At 64.7% G+C, this 19,271-nt stretch carries 17 protein-coding genes; 7 read left to right on the top strand and 10 right to left on the bottom strand.

The features are described 5' to 3' along the window. Nucleotides 1–346: 346 nt before the first annotated feature. The 5 genes from AC51GT_RS07040 to AC51GT_RS07020 all read right to left on the bottom strand — a co-directional run bounded on the left by AC51GT_RS07040 (nt 347) and on the right by AC51GT_RS07020 (nt 5,959). A complete protein-coding gene (locus AC51GT_RS07040; RefSeq protein WP_496328286.1) occupies nt 347–2,464 on the bottom strand; it encodes a xanthine dehydrogenase family protein molybdopterin-binding subunit in 2,118 nt (705 codons plus the stop codon). Then, nucleotides 2,461–3,459: an FAD binding domain-containing protein gene (locus tag AC51GT_RS07035; protein ID WP_496328285.1), complete on the bottom strand. Its 999-nt coding sequence runs from the start codon at nt 3,457–3,459 to the stop codon at nt 2,461–2,463. Before AC51GT_RS07035 ends, AC51GT_RS07040 begins: the two co-directional genes overlap by 4 nt. Beyond that, complete coding sequence (locus tag AC51GT_RS07030) at nt 3,456–4,031, bottom strand: (2Fe-2S)-binding protein (protein WP_496328284.1); 576 nt, start codon at nt 4,029–4,031, stop codon at nt 3,456–3,458. Before AC51GT_RS07030 ends, AC51GT_RS07035 begins: the two co-directional genes overlap by 4 nt. Nucleotides 4,032–4,107: 76 nt before the next feature. Then, nucleotides 4,108–5,490, bottom strand: a complete 1,383-nt coding sequence (locus tag AC51GT_RS07025; protein ID WP_496328283.1) for a bifunctional phosphatase PAP2/diacylglycerol kinase family protein — start codon at nt 5,488–5,490, stop codon at nt 4,108–4,110. A gap of 49 nt (nt 5,491–5,539) precedes the next feature. Next, nucleotides 5,540–5,959 carry a PaaI family thioesterase gene (locus AC51GT_RS07020; protein ID WP_496325876.1) on the bottom strand — a complete coding sequence of 140 codons (420 nt, stop codon included), beginning with the start codon at nt 5,957–5,959 and terminating at the stop codon, nt 5,540–5,542. Nucleotides 5,960–6,140: 181 nt separating this feature from the next. On the opposite strand from AC51GT_RS07020, the gene AC51GT_RS07015 reads away from it, so the two are divergent. Continuing rightward, nucleotides 6,141–6,767 carry a TetR/AcrR family transcriptional regulator gene (locus tag AC51GT_RS07015; protein ID WP_496328282.1) on the top strand — a complete coding sequence of 209 codons (627 nt, stop codon included), beginning with the start codon at nt 6,141–6,143 and terminating at the stop codon, nt 6,765–6,767. On the opposite strand, the gene AC51GT_RS07010 is transcribed toward AC51GT_RS07015, so the two are convergent. From AC51GT_RS07010 to AC51GT_RS06990, 5 genes are all read right to left on the bottom strand, one after another. Beyond that, nucleotides 6,740–7,549, bottom strand: a complete 810-nt coding sequence (locus tag AC51GT_RS07010; protein WP_496325875.1) for an adenylate/guanylate cyclase domain-containing protein — start codon at nt 7,547–7,549, stop codon at nt 6,740–6,742. The genes AC51GT_RS07015 and AC51GT_RS07010 overlap by 28 nt on opposite strands. A gap of 1 nt (nt 7,550) precedes the next feature. After that, complete coding sequence (locus AC51GT_RS07005; RefSeq protein ID WP_496328281.1) at nt 7,551–8,789, bottom strand: fatty acid desaturase family protein; 1,239 nt, start codon at nt 8,787–8,789, stop codon at nt 7,551–7,553. A gap of 45 nt (nt 8,790–8,834) precedes the next feature. Continuing rightward, nucleotides 8,835–9,944 (bottom strand): ferredoxin reductase, encoded by a 1,110-nt coding sequence (locus AC51GT_RS07000; protein WP_496328280.1) that lies wholly within the window; start codon nt 9,942–9,944, stop codon nt 8,835–8,837. A gap of 134 nt (nt 9,945–10,078) precedes the next feature. Further along, nucleotides 10,079–11,197, bottom strand: coding sequence for a DUF475 domain-containing protein (locus AC51GT_RS06995; protein WP_496325563.1), 1,119 nt, complete (start codon nt 11,195–11,197; stop codon nt 10,079–10,081). Nucleotides 11,198–11,311: 114 nt separating this feature from the next. Beyond that, entirely contained in the window at nt 11,312–11,887 is a 576-nt protein-coding gene (locus AC51GT_RS06990; protein ID WP_496325562.1) for a TerD family protein, read from the bottom strand. Nucleotides 11,888–12,128: 241 nt separating this feature from the next. On the opposite strand from AC51GT_RS06990, the gene AC51GT_RS06985 reads away from it, so the two are divergent. From AC51GT_RS06985 to AC51GT_RS06960, 6 genes are read left to right on the top strand one after another with little or no spacing between them, the layout of a single operon-like run. Further along, the gene (locus tag AC51GT_RS06985) at nt 12,129–13,334 is read left to right on the top strand and encodes a hypothetical protein (protein ID WP_496328279.1); all 1,206 of its coding nucleotides are present in this window, start codon (nt 12,129–12,131) and stop codon (nt 13,332–13,334) included. After that, on the top strand, nt 13,334–14,593 hold the full coding sequence (locus tag AC51GT_RS06980; RefSeq protein ID WP_496325560.1) for an HpcH/HpaI aldolase/citrate lyase family protein: 1,260 nt from the start codon (nt 13,334–13,336) through the stop codon (nt 14,591–14,593). Before AC51GT_RS06985 ends, AC51GT_RS06980 begins: the two co-directional genes overlap by 1 nt. Then, the gene (locus tag AC51GT_RS06975) at nt 14,590–15,885 is read left to right on the top strand and encodes a phosphoribosyltransferase family protein (protein WP_496328278.1); all 1,296 of its coding nucleotides are present in this window, start codon (nt 14,590–14,592) and stop codon (nt 15,883–15,885) included. The genes AC51GT_RS06980 and AC51GT_RS06975 overlap by 4 nt, the downstream gene beginning before the upstream one ends. Further along, nucleotides 15,882–17,015 (top strand): cysteine protease StiP family protein, encoded by a 1,134-nt coding sequence (locus AC51GT_RS06970; RefSeq protein WP_496328277.1) that lies wholly within the window; start codon nt 15,882–15,884, stop codon nt 17,013–17,015. The genes AC51GT_RS06975 and AC51GT_RS06970 overlap by 4 nt, the downstream gene beginning before the upstream one ends. Nucleotides 17,016–17,032: 17 nt before the next feature. Beyond that, complete coding sequence (locus tag AC51GT_RS06965) at nt 17,033–17,962, top strand: HAD family hydrolase (RefSeq protein ID WP_496328276.1); 930 nt, start codon at nt 17,033–17,035, stop codon at nt 17,960–17,962. Then, nucleotides 17,962–19,239, top strand: a complete 1,278-nt coding sequence (locus tag AC51GT_RS06960) for a TerD family protein (protein WP_496328275.1) — start codon at nt 17,962–17,964, stop codon at nt 19,237–19,239. The genes AC51GT_RS06965 and AC51GT_RS06960 overlap by 1 nt, the downstream gene beginning before the upstream one ends. Nucleotides 19,240–19,271 lie beyond the last annotated feature (32 nt).

The following is a 19,271-nucleotide window of genomic DNA, read 5'->3' as shown; positions in this document are numbered from 1 at the left end:
ACGATCCCCGCCGAGCGGGCATCCTCGTCGACCGGGCGAGCAGATGGTAGTTGTGGAGATGTGGTTCCTGTGATGCAGGAACTCGTCACCGGGGATCCGATGGACGCCGAACGGCGCACAACGCGCCGACTTTGTTAGGAGTTCGACTGTGGGACAACCGATACCGGCACCAGAACCACCCCGGCCCGAACCGGGCACCGAGCCTCCGACACCGCCGCTGCCCGAACCCGAGCGGCCGGTACCGTCACCGGATCCGGTACCCAGCCCGCCCGGGCCCGACCCGGCAACCCCGGTCCCGGGACCGAAAGTGATCTGACGGTCTCACCCGGTTGCCGGTGCACCGGCATCACCTGCGCAATGACGGGTCGATGAGCTGTTGCAGTTTGTCGGCCCGCACCGGAAGGTCTCTGATGCGGACGCCGGTCGCATGGAAGACGGCGTTGACGATGGCGGCCGACGAGCCGACATTGCCGATCTCGCCGATCCCCTTACTGCCCATGGGGTTGAGGTTGTCGTCGTCCTCTTCGATCCACATCGCCTTGATGTCGCGGACATCGGCGTGCGATGGCACGTGGTAATCCGCCATGCTGTCGTTCAGGAATCCGCCGTAGCGGGCATCGGGTACGCCTTCCTCCATCAGTGCCATGCCCAGGCCGAAGGTCATGGCTCCGATGAATTGGGAACGGGCCAGCTGTGGATTCAGTACGCGGCCGACCGCGAACACCCCGAGCATCTCGTCCACCGCAACTTCACCGGTGTCCACGTCGACCGACACGCGTGCGAACTGAGCGCCGAACGCCTCCCGCGGCATCTTCTCACGGGCCTCGACGTCGTCGCTGGTGTCGGCCATGACCTCCAGCGACTCGCGCGGGGAGCCCACCTGGTGCAGGCGGTAGCGCAGCTCGGTGCACGCCTTGTGGACCGCAGATCCCCACGATGACGTGCCCGATGAACCACCTGCGCCGGGCGCGGTCGGAAGTGCGCTGTCGCCGAGGTGCAGACGCACCCGGGCGTAGGGCACTTCCAGGGCGTCGGCAGCGATCTGTGTGAGGACCGTACGGGCGCCTGTTCCGATGTCGGAGGCGGCCACCGAGACGTCGAAGGACCCGTCCGGTCGGGCACAGGCACGAGCGCTACTCGGCGTGGTCAGTGCGGGATAGGAGGCAAGCGCGACGCCGCTGCCGACGAGTTTGCGTCCCACCGATGTGGCCGCCGGCACCGGATTCCGTCGATCCCATCCGAACCGGTCGGCGCCGACTCTCAGCGCCCGCACGACACTGCGCGAGCTGAACGGGACGCCGGTTGCCGGGTCGGACTCGGGTTCGTTTCTGATCCTCAGCTCGATCGGGTCGACGCCGAGTTCGTACGCGAGCTCATCCATCGCACATTCCAGGGCGTGTACACCGGGGCACTCCCCCGGTGCCCGCATCCATCGCGGGGTCGAGACATCCAACGGGGCGACCCGGTGACTGGTGCGACTGTGTTCGGATCCGTACATGTGCCGGGTCGCCTCGGCTGTCTGTTCGACGAACTCGACAATTCGTGACGTCTGCTGAACTGTGTCGTGACAGACCGCTGAGAGTCGACCGTCGGCCTCAGCGGCCAACGCCACCCGGGAGAACGTCGGGGTCCGGTATCCGACAAACCGGTAGGTCGCCGAGCGGGGCAACACCACCCGTACCGTTCGCTGCACATGCAACGCGGCCATCGCGGCCAGCACCGCGTTCGGCCGGGTGCTTCCCTTGCCCCCGAAGCCGCCGCCGACATGCTCGGCGATCACGCGGACGTTGTCGGGATCGGTTCCGAAGAGCGTCGCCAGATCGTCGGCCACGCCCGACGGTGCCTGGGTCGAGTCCCAGATCGTCAGTGTTGCCTTGTCTCCGGTCTGTTGCCATCGAGCGATGCTGGCATGCGGTTCCATGGGATTGTTGTGCATCGCCGGTGTCGAGTACCAGTGATCCACCACATGTGCGGCGGCGGAGAGCGCGGTCTCTGGGTCGCCGCGGGTCGCTTCCGCGGGAAACCCTCCGTTGGCCTCCTCCGGGACATAGAGGTCGGGGTGTTCGGCGTGCAGGATGTTGTCGAAGTCGCCGGCCTCGTCGTACTCGATCACCAGCGCTTCGGCGGCGGCGTTGGCCGACTCGGCCGACGTGGCGATCACGGCGGCAACGATCTGGCCACGATAATGGACATCGGCGGACTGCAGGACATGCAGTTCGGCGTCCTCGATACTGCCCAGCCTCGGTGCGTTCTGGTGCCACAGTACGTCGATCACGCCGGGATGCCGCAGTGCGCTGCCGGAGTCCACGTTGATCACCCGTCCCCGGCCGATTGTCGCGCCGACGTGGCAACAATGCGCAATCGCGGTGTCATCCGGGCTGATTCGGTCCGCGGTGTACAGCGCGGCACCACGCACCTTGTCGGCGCCGTCTACCCGGTGGTGTCCCACTCCCAACGCGGTCATTGCGACACCTGGTCGGTGGGAGTCAGTTCGACGAGTGTCTGGGTGGCCACTGCAGTGATCATCGATACCTTGAATGCGTTGTCTGTCAGGGGTTCTGATGCCGCAAGCTCGGTTTCCATCGCCGCTGCGTATTCTGAGCGCACTGCCGGCCGTCCGATCAGCGCCCGCTCGGCGCTGTGAGCACGCCACGGCTTGTGGGCAACACCGCCGAGTGCGATACGCGCGGCGGTGACGTGACCATCTGCGACTTCGAGGACGGCGGCCACGGAGACCAGCGCGAAGGCAAAGGAGGCGCGGTCACGGACTTTTCGGTAGGTCGAGTTACGCGCTGCGGGTAACGGGGGTATCCGCACCGCGACCACGACGTCGTCGCGGTCCAACGTGTTGTCCCTCTCGGGGTGCTCGCCGGGTAGTCGATAGAAGTCTCCGAACGCGACCGAACGGGGTCCGCCGGGACCGACCACATCGAGGTGGGGGTCGAGCACGGCCATCGCGACCGCCATGTCGGAAGGATGTGTCGCCACACATTTGTCGGACGCACCGAGGATGGCCATCTCTCGGCCCTCTCCCTGCAGTGCCGAACACCCCGATCCGGGTTCGCGTTTGTTGCAGGCCTTATGCGCATCCATGAAGTAGGGACATCGCGTGCGCTGGAACAGGTTTCCGCCGGTGGTCGCCATATTCCGGAGCTGACCCGACGCGCCGGCGAGCAGTGCCCTGGACAACACCGGATAGCGCTCGCGAACAACCGGATGGGCGGCGAGTTCACTGTTCCGGGATGTGGCACCGATCCGTAAGAAGCCGGAATCGTCGAGTTCCACACCGTCGAGCGGTAACGCTGTCACGTCGATGAGCGTCGCCGGCGTGCTCACCCCGAGCTTCATCAGATCGACCAGATTGGTGCCACCGGCCAGCAGGCGCGCATCGGGATCGGCGCCGAGTTGTTCTACCGCCGAAGCCACGCTGTCGGGCACCACATACTCGAACGTCCTCATGACGCCGTTCCCGGCTCGCGGACCCCGTCGGCAACACTGCGTACCGCGGCCAGGATGTTCACATAGGCGCCGCAGCGACAGATGTTGCCACTGAGCCGTTCTCGTATGTCGTTGTCCTCGAGTTCGAGATCCTTGGCGGTGAGATCGTCGGTCGCCGCACTGGGCCAGCCCTTTTTGACCTCGTCCAACATACCCACTGCCGAGCAGATCTGGCCCGGCGTGCAGTATCCGCACTGGAGGGCATCGCAATCGACGAACGCCTTCTGCAGTTCACCGCCGACAGAGGAATCGGACATGCCCTCGATCGTGGTGACCCGGTGGCCCTGCGCCGCGACGGCGAAGACCAGGCAACTGACCACCCGACGATCATCGAGCAAAACGGTGCACGCACCGCACTGCCCGCGGTCGCAACCCTTCTTCGTGCCGGGTGACCCGACACGATCGCGCAACGCATCCAGCAGCGTCGTCCGCGGGTCACACTCGATCGAGGTTTCCGCTCCGTTGATCGTCAGGGTGATGCTCACACCAGGCGGGTCGGAGGAGACGAGATTCGATGGGGGCTGCTCGGCCATGTGTCCGGCATACCCGCGCCCGGACCGGCGCAAACCCCGGCTGCCGGCACCCGCACATCCAGATGGAGCCGATATCTCAGTGGTAGACGGTGAGCGCGCGGGGTTCGACGTCCATCCTGATGTCGTCCACAGGATCCTCGACCTCCCCGTCATGGGCAATGAGGATGGGGCCTGACCGCGATCGGATCTCGATCCGGTCCGACTGCACCGATCCCAACACCCGACTCCGCTCGACGGTGCCGAAGAGAGATGCGATCACGGCGGTGGTTCGGCCCCAGCGCTTGTCGGCGCGGAGGTACTGCAGATCGAGAATCCCGTCGGCGAGATCGGAACGCGTCCCCGGATTCAGTCCCCGAGGCCAGTAGGTGCCGTTGCCTACGAACACGGCCCAGACCGGATGTTCTGCACCGTTGATCTCGAGAACGATCGGTTTTGTGCCCTTCAGTGCGCGGAACAGCGAATAGGCCGCGGCCGGCCACTTTCCGATCTTGTGCTCCAGGCGCTCCCTGAGCCGGACCATGCCGGGGTAGCCGCCAAGACCGGCGGTGTTGAGGAAGATCGCCCCGTTGACCCGTCCGACATCGACTGTTCCGGCAGATCCGGAGGCGACAGCCGCCGCAGTCTCGGCGTAGGTTTCCAGGTCCAGTGTGCGAGCAAAGTGGTTGAGCGTCCCGGCCGGGAAGACGGCCAATGGCAGGCCACGGTCGAGGGCGAGCTGCGCAACCGCCGCGGCCGTGCCGTCACCCCCGGCCACCCCCAGTGCCCGGGCGTCTGCCGGGACCTGTTCGGACAACGGGCTGTCGGGATCCCAGTGGACGATGTGAGCCGATGGGAGTACGCCGAGGATGCGGTTCTCGGCACCATCGGAACTGCCGGCTCTGGAGTTGATCACCACGGTCAGGCCTTCTCCACCGGGTAGGGCCGGTGCCGTACCCGGAGCGGTCCGGGCCGGACCTGCCGGTGCCGCCGGCCACAGGCGATGCCCGGCCAGGGCCACGCCCGCCCCGACCGCGGCCCCCGCGAAAACGTCACTGCGGTAATGGACACCGAGATAGACCCGCGAGTACGCAACAGCGGTGGCCAGGGGCGCCAAGACGATCAACGTCCGTGGACGCTCCAGTGCGGCACCCACGGCGAAGGCGGCCGCGGAGGCGCTGTGTCCACTCGGGAACGAAGAGGTCCAGGGCATTTTGCGAAGCGCAGGCGGTAGCAGTGGATCAACTGGTGGTCGGCCTCGGCTGAACAGCGGCTTGAGCACCGCGTTGGAGAGCAGGCTCGCTCCGGCCAACGACCCGATCCCTCGCAAACCCGCACGCCGATAACGCTTTCCGCTACAGGACAGAACGCCCGCGACGCCGAACCACAGCTTGCCGTGATTGGCCGACAACGTCAGATGTCGCATGGCCGGTTCGACCAGGCCGGCGTCGAACCGGGCGGTGGATCTGCTGCTTCTGCTCACCCGTGCAGTCTAGGGACAGCGGTCGGGCCGGGGCGGCAACACGCCCCGATCAGCTGTGGATGATGCAGGTGGTTGTGCCGTGGGCGATCAGCTTGCCCGCTTCGTCGAAGATCTGTCCCTCCGCGGTGGCGGTGCGACGCCCGGCGTGGATCACCTTGCCATGACCGATGATTCGGCGTCCGTCGGTGGGAACCGATCGGATGTAGTTGACCTTGAGTTCCAGGGTTCCGTATCCGATGCCCGGTGCGAGTGTGGTGTGGACCGCGCACGCCATCACGGAGTCGAGGAGGGTGGCACAAATACCTCCGTGCAGCGATCCGATCGGGTTGGTCATATCCGGGCGGGCCCGCAGGCTGAACTGCACAACACCCTCTTCGAGGCTGTCGATCTCCATGCCCACCAGTTGCGAGATGTTCGGTGGCTGGTCCGGGAGTGAGGTCAGGAAGCGAAGGACCTCGAGCCCGTTCATCTCCTCGATGCGCGGCGCCGCCGGCTCCGAAGAAGCAGGGACTGACGACGGGTTGTCTGTCTGGGCGGTCATGGGCGATCCTCCTGTAGATTGTGGACCAGTCGGTCCACGTGGGTGTGAGCCTAACACCGTAGTGGACCGATCGGTCCATCGACTCTGACAGGAAAGTACGAGGCAACCCGTGAGCGGCGATCCGATGCAGCACTTCGACGACACGGCCGGGCCACGGGAGCGACTGGTCAATACCGCGATCGATCTCGTTCGCCGCCGAGGCGTCTTCGCGACGAGTGTCGCCGACCTACTCAAGCGCAGCGGTTCCGCCCGCAACTCCATCTATCAGCACTTCCCTGAAGGAAAGTCGGAGCTCATCGCCAACGCCACCGCCGCGGCCGGCGAGGAGATGACATCGTTCATCGCACATCTGGCCGCCACCCGGACCCCGACCGACGCCGTCGACGGTTTGATCAAGTGGTGGAAGCGGGAATTGGTCCGATCAGAGTTCGCACTGGGATGTCCGGTGTTGGCCGCGGCCATGTCTGCACCCGACGAGCCGCAGGTCGCAGCCACGGCCAACGTGGCGTTCGACAGGTGGCGAGATCTGGTGGCACAGGCGGCGATCGCCGACGGCGTGGACGCGAATGCTGCCCGGGACTATGGACTCTTTGTGGTGAACGCGATCGAGGGATCGATTGTGCAATGCCGCAGCCAGCGCGATGTCAGGTCACTCAATATCGCGGCCGACCAGTTGAAGGTGCTCTACCGCTCACTACCCAAAACTGATCAACGACCCTCCGCGACGTCGTCGTAGCGCGGTACGACGGCATACACGACGAGATCTCTGGGAGTACCCTTCGCGCGAAAGCGTCTGCGCCGCTTGAGGTATTTGGTCTGGTCGGTGGCGGCCAGGGTCGCTTCGGTTGCCAAGACCTCACCGGCTGACGCGGCGTCGGCCACGCGGGCGGCGATGTTGACATCGACACCGAGGAAGTCGTCACCGACGGGGCGTGGTCGGCCGGTGTGCAGACCCGCGCGCAGCGCCGGCCGGTAGCCGTCGAGTGTGATGGCGCTGACCGCGACCCCGGCTTCATGAGCGGCCTCGATGGCGTCGGTGCCATCGGGGAACACTGCCATCAATCCATCACCGAGGTACTTGGTCACCGTGCCGCCGCGCCTGCTGATGATCTCCTCACTGGCGCGATTGACCTCGCCGAGCAATTTCAGGACGGCGTCATCGCCCGCACCGAGGGCCCAGGTGGAAAACCCCACCAGGTCCGTGAACAGGATCGTGACCGGGCCGCCGTCGTCGGGCCCGGACCGGCCGCGACGCGACACGAATGCCTGCCACGATTCGACAGCGGCCAGACCGAGTTCTCGCACGGCACTGGGGTTTTCGCCCCGCGCCTGCGCGATCAGACCGGCGATCCGGTCTGATCCGCGCATCCGGTCCGCGGTCACCTCGGCGCCGGCGCCCGGGGTTCTGACCCGAACGGCACGCGCGATCCGCACCGCGGTCGCATTGCTGTCAGACCTGGACAGGAACTCTCCCGCCTGGCGGGCCCCGTGGCGTGTCCGGGCGAGGCGACCGGCGATGTCAGGCCACCTTCACTTTCGACTCGCGGAGTTCACGCAAGGCGGTGCGCAGCCCCCGGCGACGGCCGGTATCCGGGTCCGGGCCGAAGGTCGTCTGCATGCCCTGACGAACGTTGAAACGGAGCTCTGAAGCGGTCTCCGGTGCATCGTCGGCGGTTGCCGAGAGCAGGGCATTGGGCAACGCCAGCTTCGCGATGGTGCGGAAGGTCTGCAAGTACTGATGTGCCAACGACCCCGTGGTGTACGGCAGATCGTATTTGTCGCACAGTTCGCGGACACGTACCCCGATCTCCTCGTAGCGGTTGCTCGGCAGATCCGGAAAGAGATGATGCTCGATCTGGTGACTGAGATTGCCGGTCATGAATCGCATCAACCGTCCGGCCCGAATATTGGCCGACCCCAACATCTGTCGCAGGTACCAGCGGGCCTGGTCTTCGTTTTCGTACTCGGCCTTGGTGAACTTCTCGGCGCCGTCGGGAAAGTGTCCGCAGAAGATCACCGCGTACGTCCAGTAATTCCGGATGAAGTTCGCCGTGAGGTTCGCGGTCAGCGTGTGCTTGAAGTTGGGACCGGACAGCGCCGGGAAGATCAGATAGTCCTTGGCGGCCTGCTTGCCGACCTTACGGCCGATGATCTTGAGATCCTTGGCCACGTCGCGCATGCTCTTCTCGCCCTTGCGGACCTTCTCGGTCTCGACATGATGCAGCGCCACGCCGTATTCGAAGAAGGTGCCGAGCAGGAAGTTGTAGACCGGATTGCCCAGGTTCCACCACTCCCAGCGCTGGTCACGCGTGACCCGCAGGATCCCGTAACCCACGTCATCGTCGAGGCCGACGATGTTGGTGTACTTGTGATGGATGAAATTGTGGGAGTGCTTCCACTGAATGCTCGGGCACGTGGTGTCCCATTCCCAGGACGAGGAATGGATTTCGGGATCATTCATCCAGTCCCATTGCCCGTGCATCACGTTGTGCCCGAGTTCCATGTTCTCGATGATCTTGGCGACGCCGAGCATTGCCGCGCCGGCGACCCAGGCCGGCTTCTTGTTGCTCGCGAACAGCACCGCCCGTCCGCCGGCGGCCAGACCGCGTTGCAGCGCAATGGTTCTGCGGATGTAGCGGGCGTCGGAAGCGCCGCGGGATTCTTCGATGTCGCGGCGTATCGCGTCGAACTCTCGGCCGAGAGCCTCCACGTCCGCCTCGGACAGGTGTGCGTATCGATCGATGTCGGTGATGGCCATTGCAACTACCCCCTGTTTGTCTTGTCGGTTCGCACGTGTGCCGGCTCAGAGGTCCAGCGTGCATTCACCAGACGCGGTGCTGATACATGTCTGGATCCGGTCCCCTTCCCTGCGCTCGTCCCCCGAGCGCAGATCACGTACGTATCCGCCGTCCAGTGGGACCACGCACGATTGACAGATGCCCATTCGGCAGCCGAACGGCATCTGGATACCGAGTTCTTCGCCGGCCTCCAAAAGTGTTGTGGCCCCATCGATATGTGCTTCTTTACCGGACTTGGCAAAGGTGACCGTGCCACCCTCTCCGCCCTTGTCTGTCCGGGCGATGGCAAACCGTTCGATGTGGAGCCGTTCGCGGAGCCCATGGCGTTCCCACACCTCCTCGGCCACATCGAGCATCTGCACCGGGCCGCAGGCCCAACATTCGCGTTCCTGCCAATCGGGTACGACGGACGACAGGTCGTTGAGGTCGACTTTGCCATCCTGACGGGTCAGATGCATGTTCAACGCGTACCCGTCGCGACGGTCCTGCAATTCGACGAGTTCGTCGTGGAAGATGACACTGTCGCGATCGGGTGCCGAGTGAATGTGCACCACATCAGGCATCGGCCCCCGGCCGTCCAATGCGCGGAGCATTGCCATCACCGGCGTGATGCCCGATCCCGCAGTGATGAAGAGGATTTTCGCCGGCGGCGGATTCGGCAGAGAGAAATCGCCCTTGGGTGCAGCGAGTCGGATGACGGTGCCCGGCTCGGCGCCATCGACGAGGTGGCTGGACAGGAACCCGTCAGGATTGGCCTTGACCGTCACCGAGATGATTTTTCCGTCGCCTGCGATGGATGTCAGAGAATATGAGCGCCAGTGCCAGCGACCTTCGATCTGAAGACCGATTCCCACATATTGTCCGGGCCGGTACTCGTGGTCGAATCCCCATCCCGTCTTGATGTCGACGGTGGCGGTGTCACGGGTCTCTTTGCGGACCTCGACGATCTTGCCCCGCAACTCACGCGCCGACCACAGTGGGTTGAGCAGATGCAGGTAGTCGTCGGGCAACAAGGGTGTTGTCGCTCTGGCCACCAGTCCCCGTGCGACATTGACCTGCGGCCGCGTGGCCTGTACCTGCTCGGCCGGACGCTTGCTCCATTTCAGGAAGCCCACTACCCCCCCACTCCCTCGCTCATCGCCGCGGATGGAATCCGATGGCGGGTGTGTGCCGCCATCACCTGTAGGAGTTCGAGTGTACATGTGTACACCGGATGGGCGGGCCGATCAGCGTCCGGCCGACTCTGGAACTAGCTGGTTGTGGCCACATCCTTCTCGGGGCTGTCCGAGTCGGCACCGTTCGCGTCGTCGCGGCGGTTGGCGTAGATACTCGACAACGCCGCCGCCCCGATGAAGGCCACGCCTACCAGGCCGGTGATGATCTCGTTGATGTGCCACTTGATCGAGAAGAACAGGATCGCAGCGAGCGCGCCAATGGCCCAGTGAGCGCCGTGTTCGAGGTAGCGGTACTCCGAGAGCGTGCCGGCACGGACCAGGTACACCGTGATGGAACGGACGAACATCGCTCCGATGAAGCCCAGACCCAGGGCGATGATGATCGGGTCGGCAGTGATCGCGAACGCGCCGATGACACCGTCGAACGAGAACGACGCGTCGAGGACCTCGAGGTAGAGAAAGAGGAAGAAGCCGGCTTTACCGGTCGCCTTCGCCAGGTCGGTGGGACCGCCGGACTTCTCGGCCTGTTCGTGTTCGGCCGTGAGTTCATCGGTGTGGAACAACTCGCCGAGACTGTTGACCGCGATGTAGGTGATGATGCCCAGGACACCGGCGACCATCACCGTTGCCCGCTGGTCGTCGGGGGCGAGGAACTCCGCGATCAGTACCAGGCTGCCACCGGAGATGACGACGGCGAGCTGATCGAGCCTGCCGATTGTGGCCAGTGGCTTCTCGAGCCAGGTCAGCCACTTGATCTCGTTGTCCTCGAGGATGAAGTTGAGGAAGAGCATGAACAGGAACATGCCGCCGAACGCCGCGATCTGCGGATGCGCAGCGGTGAGGATCTCTTCATACGATTCCTTACCGGAGCCCTCCTCCGGCACGTTCATGGCCAGATCAAAGGCTTCAACCGGATTCAGACCGGCCGTGACCCAGACGATCAGCAGCGGGAACAGCAGGCGCATGCCGAAAACGGCGATGAGGATGCCGATGGTGAGGAAGATCTTCTGCCAGAACTCACTCATCTTCTCGAGCACGGTCGCATTGATGACCGCATTGTCGAATGACAGCGACACCTCGAGGATTCCGAGGATCAGGCAGAGGGCCAGTGCGGTCCAACCCCCGTAGAGGAATGCAACGCCCAACGAGACGATCGTGACGAGGATCGAAATCCCGAATGTGCGGATGACCACACCTGCTCCTTAATTCTTGCTCTTACGTGTCAACAGCACTATCGCGGAACCCCGGAAGGTTCCGCGATAGTGCTGAATCATACGACTTCAGTTATCTACTCGCCGGTCGGTCGATCAGACGTTGACGCCGTAGTCGCGAGCGATGCCCGCGAGTCCGGAGGCGTAGCCCTGGCCGATGGCGCGGAACTTCCACTCCGCACCGTTGCGGTACAGCTCGCCGAACACCATGGCGGTTTCGGTGGACGCGTCCTCGGACAAGTCGTAGCGGGCGAGTTCGGTGCCGTTGGAGCGGTCGGTCACGCGAATGTAAGCGTTGCGGACCTGCCCGAACGACTGCGAGCGCGAATCGGCGTCGTAGATCGAGACGGGGAAGACCACTGATTCGATGTTCGGCGGGACCGCCGACAGGTCGACGTTGATGACCTCGTCGTCGCCTTCGCCCTCACCGGTGGTGTTGTCACCGGTGTGCTCGATCGATCCATCCGGCGACCGCAGGTTGTTGAAGAAGATGAAGTGCTGATCGGAGATGACCTTCTTGTCGGCTCCGGCGGCGATGGCGCTGGCATCAAGGTCGAAGTCTGCGCCGGTGGTGGAACGGATGTCCCAGCCGAGTCCGACCGCCACTGCGGTCAGATTCGGTGCCTCTTTTGTCAAAGAGACGTTGCCGCCCTTGCTCAAGCTGACGCCCATGTCAGTACCTTCCTGAGGTTGATTCATAAGTTGAGTAGAGCCGGCTCCATGCCAAATGCTGGCGCGGAGCACGAGCCTTGTGGTCAACCGTACGTGAATGTGGACATGGTTGGGACAGTCCGCTCCCTTACCTGCACATTTTTGCGTGATCTATGCGCGAATCGAATGACAGCGGGCGCATTGACCGCCGAAGTCGACCGCAACAGGCGGCGATTGTCGCCGCTCCCAGTAGGATGCGCGTGTGGCCGGGCGCTGGTTTCGACGAGATAGCCGTGACGTCGGTGGCGGGTCCACCGACGTTCTGACCCGTGCCCGCAATGACATGGTTGCCGGGTTCCTGGAACTCGATCAGCGGCTGTCCATCTTGGCCGACGGTGTCGACGCCGCAGCCGCCCTGGGCCTGTCCCCCGAGCTGATCCGATCCTTCGCCCCGATCCGGGATGACTGCTACGAGACCATCAATCAGTATCTGGCGCTCAGCGATCCCGATGCCACTGCTTCGCTGGCCGACTACCAGCAGACGTCCGAGCGGATCACCAAATCCATCCAGCGGTTGGACCGCTTCTATGAGCAGAACTCGACCCAGGTCGAACACGCCAGGACGGCATACGCGGCCATTCCGGACGAGGCCATCCGGGTTCGCCGGGAGTCCGACCGTCTCGTGGACCAACTCGGTAACCTGACGGCCAACCAGCTGGGTTACGGTTCCGTCAAAACTGCTGTGGCACAGTTCGATCAAGCACAGGACCGGCTCGAGGCCGCGCAGCTCCAGGTGTCCCAGGGTGGTGATCGTGCCGAGTTGCAGGCGAGCACCGCCGCGATGACGGCGGCGATCGAGAAGTTGCAGCAGGCGATCGCCGAGGCGCCGGGCAAGGAGGGCCAGGCGCGCGCGGCGCTGGCATCGGTGCGGACGCGGCTGGCGGCGGTCCGCAATCGCAGCGCCCGTATGCCAGAGGCGTACTCGGCTCTCCTGAGGGAGTTCAGTGCGGCATGTTCGGCGGATCTGATCGGCGACGACCAGCGGAGCGCCGCGGATCTTCAGCGGGCCGAAGCTGAAATAGATACCGCGGCAATCGAACTCGCATCCGATCCGGAAGCGTCGCTGGCTGCGATCACGCGGGCCCGTGCGGTGCTCGCCGACGCCGAGCAACTGGTCGACGGGGTCACCGACCGATTGAATGAACTTCGGGTGGTCCAGCAGGACCCTTCGGCGGCCGCAGGTAGAGTTCGTTTTCAGATACGTGATGCACAACTGCTTGCAGTGAACCTGGGATTGGTCAAACAATGGGGTTCGGTGCTCGACGCGCAAGTGCTGCGCGTGGATCGCGCTGTTGCCGCATTGACCGGGCGGCACCCCGACTACTGGGGCTATCTGGTCGACCTGCGAGCCATCTCTGACTTCGTGACCGGAGTCGTGAACAAAATGAAGGATGAGGCACGGCGCTGATGATCGAACAGGCCATCTCCGGCGGCGACGGGGGCCGCACCGGGAAAGTGGATGAACAGAAGACGGACTCTGGTGGAACAGTGCACGGCGCCAATCGAATCCAGCACTTCGCCGCCCTGGATGACGTCGAACGCGAAAGACTGTTCCATTTGTTCCCCGAGACGATCGACGCGGACGCCGGGCCGGAATTGCTCAGCGTCGCGATCGGAGCGACCCTATACATTCCGGCGATTCGGGACCGGCTGGCCGAGCTGATCCTGCGACAGGGCCGTGACGGCTCGACGTCGATGGTCATAGACCTCGAAGACGCGGTCGCGGACCATCGGGTTCATGCCGCCATGACAAATCTGGTGGAGGCACTCGATCATCTCGCCGACCACGCGGCGAATGCGCCGTTGCTCTTCGTTCGGGTTCGCAACGCCGAACAGATCGATGAGCTGGTCAGCCGGCTCGGACGCGGAATCGATGCGCTCGCCGGATTCGTGTTGCCGAAGTTCACCGCCGTCACCGGGGCCGACTACCTGAGTCGGATCGACGGCGCGGCGGCCCAGGCGGGCCGGATGTTGTACGCGATGCCGATCATCGAGTCGACGTCGGTGCTGCACCTGGAAACCAGGATGTATGCGCTGAGCAGTATTCGGGACCTGCTGGCCAGGCACCGGGACAAGGTCCTCGCCGTCCGGATCGGTGGCACCGATATGTGTGGCGCGCTCGGGATCCGGCGCGATCCCGACCTGACCATCTATGATGTGCAACCGGTCGCCGAGGTGATCGGGGCAATCGTCAACGTCTTGGGACGGGCCGATGGCACCGGCTACACGATCACCGGACCGGTGTGGGAGTACTACAACACCCATGAGCGGATGTTCCGGCCGTTGTTGCGACACACCCCATTCGAGCAGATCGACGCCGTGAGGTTCCGCACCCATCTGGTCAGTCGAGACCTCGACGGACTGCTGCGGGAGCTGGTGCTCGACCATGCGAACGGCCTGCAGGGCAAGACCGTCATCCATCCGTCCCACGTCAACGTCGTGCATGCGATGAGTGCGGTCTCGCACGAGGAATACGTCGACGCGGTGGCGGTACTCGGTGTCGATGACTCCGGCGGAGTGGAACCCTCGATCTATCGGAACAAGATGAATGAGCGTCGCCCCCATCGTGCGTGGGCAGCGAAAACGCTTGTCCGGGCCCAGGCATTCGGCGTCCTGCAGCCGGAGATCGGCGTTGTGGACCTGTTGGCCTCGGTGGTGGAGCCGTGAGCGACACCGACAACCGGGCGGTCGTCACCCCCACCGTGCCGTACGCGACATCTGAGTTCGGTCTGCGTGCCGAACATGTCAGCGGCCATCGTGGCCGGCGGGTCGAGGATCTCGTCCGACCGGGCCTGCGCCGCAATCCCAAACGTGCTCATCTCTGGGTGTCGACGGTGCTGGGCAAACACATCCCGGTCTCACCGGAGGTGATCTTCGCCGCCGCCGGGGAACTCGGTGAGCTGGCGACCTCGGCGTTGCACGCGCGTGGTGCCGACGATGCGCTGGTATTCGGATTTGCCGAGACGGCAACCGGTTTGGGGCATGCGGTCGCTCACCGGATGCGTGCCGGACATTATCTGCAGTCCACGCGGCGCAGCGAATCACATGTGCCGGTCGTCGCCCGTTTCGAAGAAGGCCACTCACACGCGACCGACCATCTGGTCGTCCCGACCGATTCTCAGAGCCTGCTCACCGACCTTCCGGTGGTGCTCGTCGACGACGAGATCTCCACCGGGGCCACGGCGCTCGACGCCATCAGGTCGATGCAGGAAATCCATCATCGGTCGCTGTACGTCGTGGCGTCGCTGGTCGACATGCGCACCGATGGCGATGTGGCTCGGTGCCGGGAACGGGCCGAAGAGCTGGGCATCGACATCGACTTCATCAGTCTGGCGCAGGGTGTCACGAGCATTCCCGAGGACCTGCCCGCGCAGGTTGTGGCGCTCCCGCCCGGGCCGCTGCATCAGGCCGGGCGTCCGGGCCGGTTCGTGCGGCTGGACGTGTCGTGGCCGCAGCACATTCCCGATGGTGGGCGATATGGCTTCGACCACAGCGATTGGGTCGAGTTCGATCAGGCCGTGACCGTGCTGACCACACAGGTGGCCGCGGCGCTGGACGCGGCGCGCCCGGTGATCGTCATCGGGCATGAGGAATTGATGTATCTGCCTCAGCGGATCGCCGGTGAGCTGTCCTCGATACTGGACGGCCCCGTCCTGAGTCAGACCACCACCCGCTCCCCCGCACACGTCATCGATCACGGCGGCTATCCGTTGCGTCGTGGCTATCGCTTCGATGCACCCGAGTCCGATGTGGCAACGGATCGCTTCCTGTACAACGCAACCCGGGAGCACCCCGGGTCCCAGCTTGTCGTCGTGCTCGATTCCCCAGCGGACACACCCACACTGACCGCGGCGGGCGGGCTGGTCGAAACACTGCGTGCCGGTGGCGACGACGTCTTCGCGGTGATCGTTCCCGGCACCGATTACCGGGCTCTGCAGGCCAGGCGAGGGCAGCGATGAGCGTGCAACCAGAAGCCGGATTCGGTGTCCCACTGGTGGGGCCGGACTTCGGCAGCTACGCCCCCGACGAGGTGCGGTGGCTCCTCAAGGATCTGTCTCAGGTGGCTCTCGAAGCCGACGTCGCCTCCCGCGAACAGCGGATCCAGGCCGGGCTCGCGCACTACGCCGAAACGCTGCCGGTCGAGTTCCAGCCCGACGCGGCCTACCAGGAACTCTTCCATCGAGTTCTCGACGAGAGTGCGCATCGCCTGGCGGTCGCGGTGGGAGCGGTCACCGATCTGGTGCTCGCCGAGCGCGGAAACGACGTGGTGCTGGCCTCACTCGCCCGCGCCGGTACGCCGGTCGGTGTCCTGATGCGCCGATGGGCTCGCCATCATCACGGCGTGGAACTGCCGCACTATGCGGTCTCGATTGTCCGCGACCGTGGAATCGACGCCAACGCGATGAGATATCTGGCGGCACATCACGATCCGCAGAAGGTGGTCTTCGTCGACGGCTGGACCGGCAAAGGTGCGATCACCCGAGAGCTCGCCGCCGCGCTGGACGAACTCGCCCAGGCCGGCGGCCCCCGTTTCAACCCCGATCTGGCGGTGCTTGCCGATCCGGGTGCGTGCGTTCGTACATACGGGACCCGCGACGACTTCCTCATCGCCTCCGCCTGCCTGAATTCGACTGTGTCGGGCCTGGTTTCGCGAACTGTGTTGAACGATGAACTCATCGGACCCGATGATTTCCATGGGGCGAAATTCTACTCGGAACTGATCGGGCAGGACGTGTCGGCCGTGTTGCTGGATGCGGTCACTGCCCATTTCGACTCAGCTGCAACCGAAGCCGCGGCACGGCTCGCGGACATCGTGTCGTCGGACCGATCCCCGACCTGGTCGGGATGGCGCTCCGTCGAGGCCATTCGCGAGCAGTACGGGATCTCGTCGGTGAACTTCGTGAAACCCGGCGTCGGTGAGACCACCCGGGTTCTCCTGCGCCGGGTGCCATGGCGGGTCCTGGTCCAGGACGCCGATGATCCCGCGCACGAACACATCCGAGCACTCGCCGAGGCTCGATCGGTGCCCGTGGAGGTGGTCCCGGAGCTGGCGTACAGCGCCGTGGGCCTGGTGAAAGAGGTCATGTGAGCGGTTGTCTCCCGGCGGTGCCCACCTCACCGGCATTGGTGGCGTTGGACATGGATCGGACGCTGATCTATTCCGCGAACGCGATCACGCAGGGCGCCGCGGACCCCTCGCGCGCAGGGCAGCTGCTGGCTGCGGCGCGTTGTGTGGAGCTGTACCAGGGAAAGCCGCAGTCATACATGTCGGAGGCGTCGATCGCCTTGCTACTCGAACTGGACCGCATCGCGCAGGTGGTACCGACGACAACCAGGACCATCGAGCAGTTCCGGCGCATCGAACTACCCATGGGTACAACCGAGTTCGCGATCACGAGTAACGGTGGGAACATCCTGGTCGACGGGCGGCCCGACGCGGCCTGGGCTGCGCACGTCGCCGGGTTGCTGGGTCAGCTGGGTGCCGGGGTCGAGGATGTCCATGCGCGATTGAACGTCGATGCACACGGCTCCCCCTGGCTACGCACGCTCCGGATCGCCGATGGACTGTTTTGTTACGCGGTCGTCGAACTCGACCTGCTGCCACCGGATGTCGTGCCGGCGTGGGCGAGTTGGGCGGCCGAAGTGGGCTGGAATGTCTCACGGCAGGGCCGAAAGGTGTATGTCATGCCCAACCCGGTCACCAAGCACCTGGCTGTTCAGGAGGTGCGCAGACGGATGGCGGTGTGGCCTCACATCAGCTTGGCGGCCGGGGACGGCGTGTTGGATCAGCCGATCCTGGTCGGGGCCGACGCCGCGATCCGGCCTCGGCACGGTGAGCTGGAGGAACTCGGCTGGCAGCACCCGAATGTCGCGATCACCAGCGGACGGGGTCTGGCCGCTTCGGAGGAGATGCTGGACTGGCTGGTGGGGCGGGCAGGCACAATGGTGGGAGCCGTTAAACCGGACATGCCGTCCAACGCGCCGACAGGCGTGGACGGGGCCATCGAATCAATACCCAACGAAGGGCACAGGTGATGACAACAACACTGGTCAAGGGGCAGAACGGTCCGCTCAACGCATCGACGGTGGACATCGCCGTCGATCTTGCGGCGGCAGGTGACCTCTCGGCGTTGCTCGTCACCGACAGCGGCAAGGTCCGGACAGACGCCGATTTCGTGTTCTTCAACCAGCCCTCGGGTCCAGGTGTGACCCTGCAGACGGGTTCCGGTATCGGCACCCTGTCGATCGCGTTGGGTTCGATTCCGGCCGACATCGCCCAGGTCCGAGCGGTGATCACCCTCGAGAACGGGACGTTCGGTGCGATCGCTCCCCCCGTCGCGCGGGTGCTGTCCGGTGGGCAGCCGCTGTACGAATACCGCATCGAGGGTCTGGCCAGTGAGTCGATCGTGATCGCGCTCGAGGTCTATCGCCGCGGCGGCGACTGGAAGGTCCGCGCTGTCGGTCAGGGCTACGCCGGTGGTTTCGCGGCGTTGGTCACCGACCACGGTGTGTCCGTGGACGATGCGCCGGCACCGCCTGCCCCACCCGCTGCCGCTCCGGCACCCCCGGCCCCGGCCGCACCGGCGCCCAGCTACTCGCGGCCGCAGGCCGCCCCGGCGCCGAGTTATCCGTCCCAGCCATCGGCTCCGGCCGCGCCCTCCGCACCTCCTGCGCAGCCGGCAGCACCGGCCGGCCGGCCGGAGGTCAGCCTGAGGAAAGGCCACCCGGTCAGTTTGACCAAGGGCCAACGGGTTTCGCTGAACAAGGACGGCGGGGTTGCGCTCACCAACATCCAGATGGGCCTCGGTTGGGATCCCGTTGTGGTGAAGAAGCGGTTCGGTAACCGCAGCGCAGACATCGATCTGGACGCGTCGGTCGTCATGTTCGCCGATACGCAGGCTGCCGACGTTGTCTACTACGGTCAGCTGACGTCGAAAGACGGTTCGATCCGCCACCTCGGTGACAACCTCACCGGAGCAGGCGAAGGTGACGACGAAGTGGTCACCGTTGATCTGACCCGCGTACCGGTGCACGTGAATGCGCTCATCTTCATCGTCACGTCCTACCAGGGCCAGACGTTCGAGCAGGTCGACAACGCGTTCTGCCGTCTGCTGGACCAGACGACCAACTCCGAGTTGGCCCGGTACACGCTTGCCGGTGGAATGCCGTTCACGGGTGTGGTGATGGCCAAGGTGTTCCGTGAAGGCGGAACCTGGAAGCTTCAGGCCATCGGCGAGGGAATCACCGCGCGTCACGCCGGTGAGGCCTTGCCGCAGCTGCAGCGATTCCTGTCGAACGACTTCATGAAGTAGACCCACTCCGGGTGCGGGTCCGAGAGGAACTT

It is taken from the genome of Williamsia sp. z34, assembly GCF_059553395.1.
The sequence above is the reverse complement of the archived record's forward strand: the minus strand, read 5'-3'. Positions and strand labels throughout refer to the sequence as shown.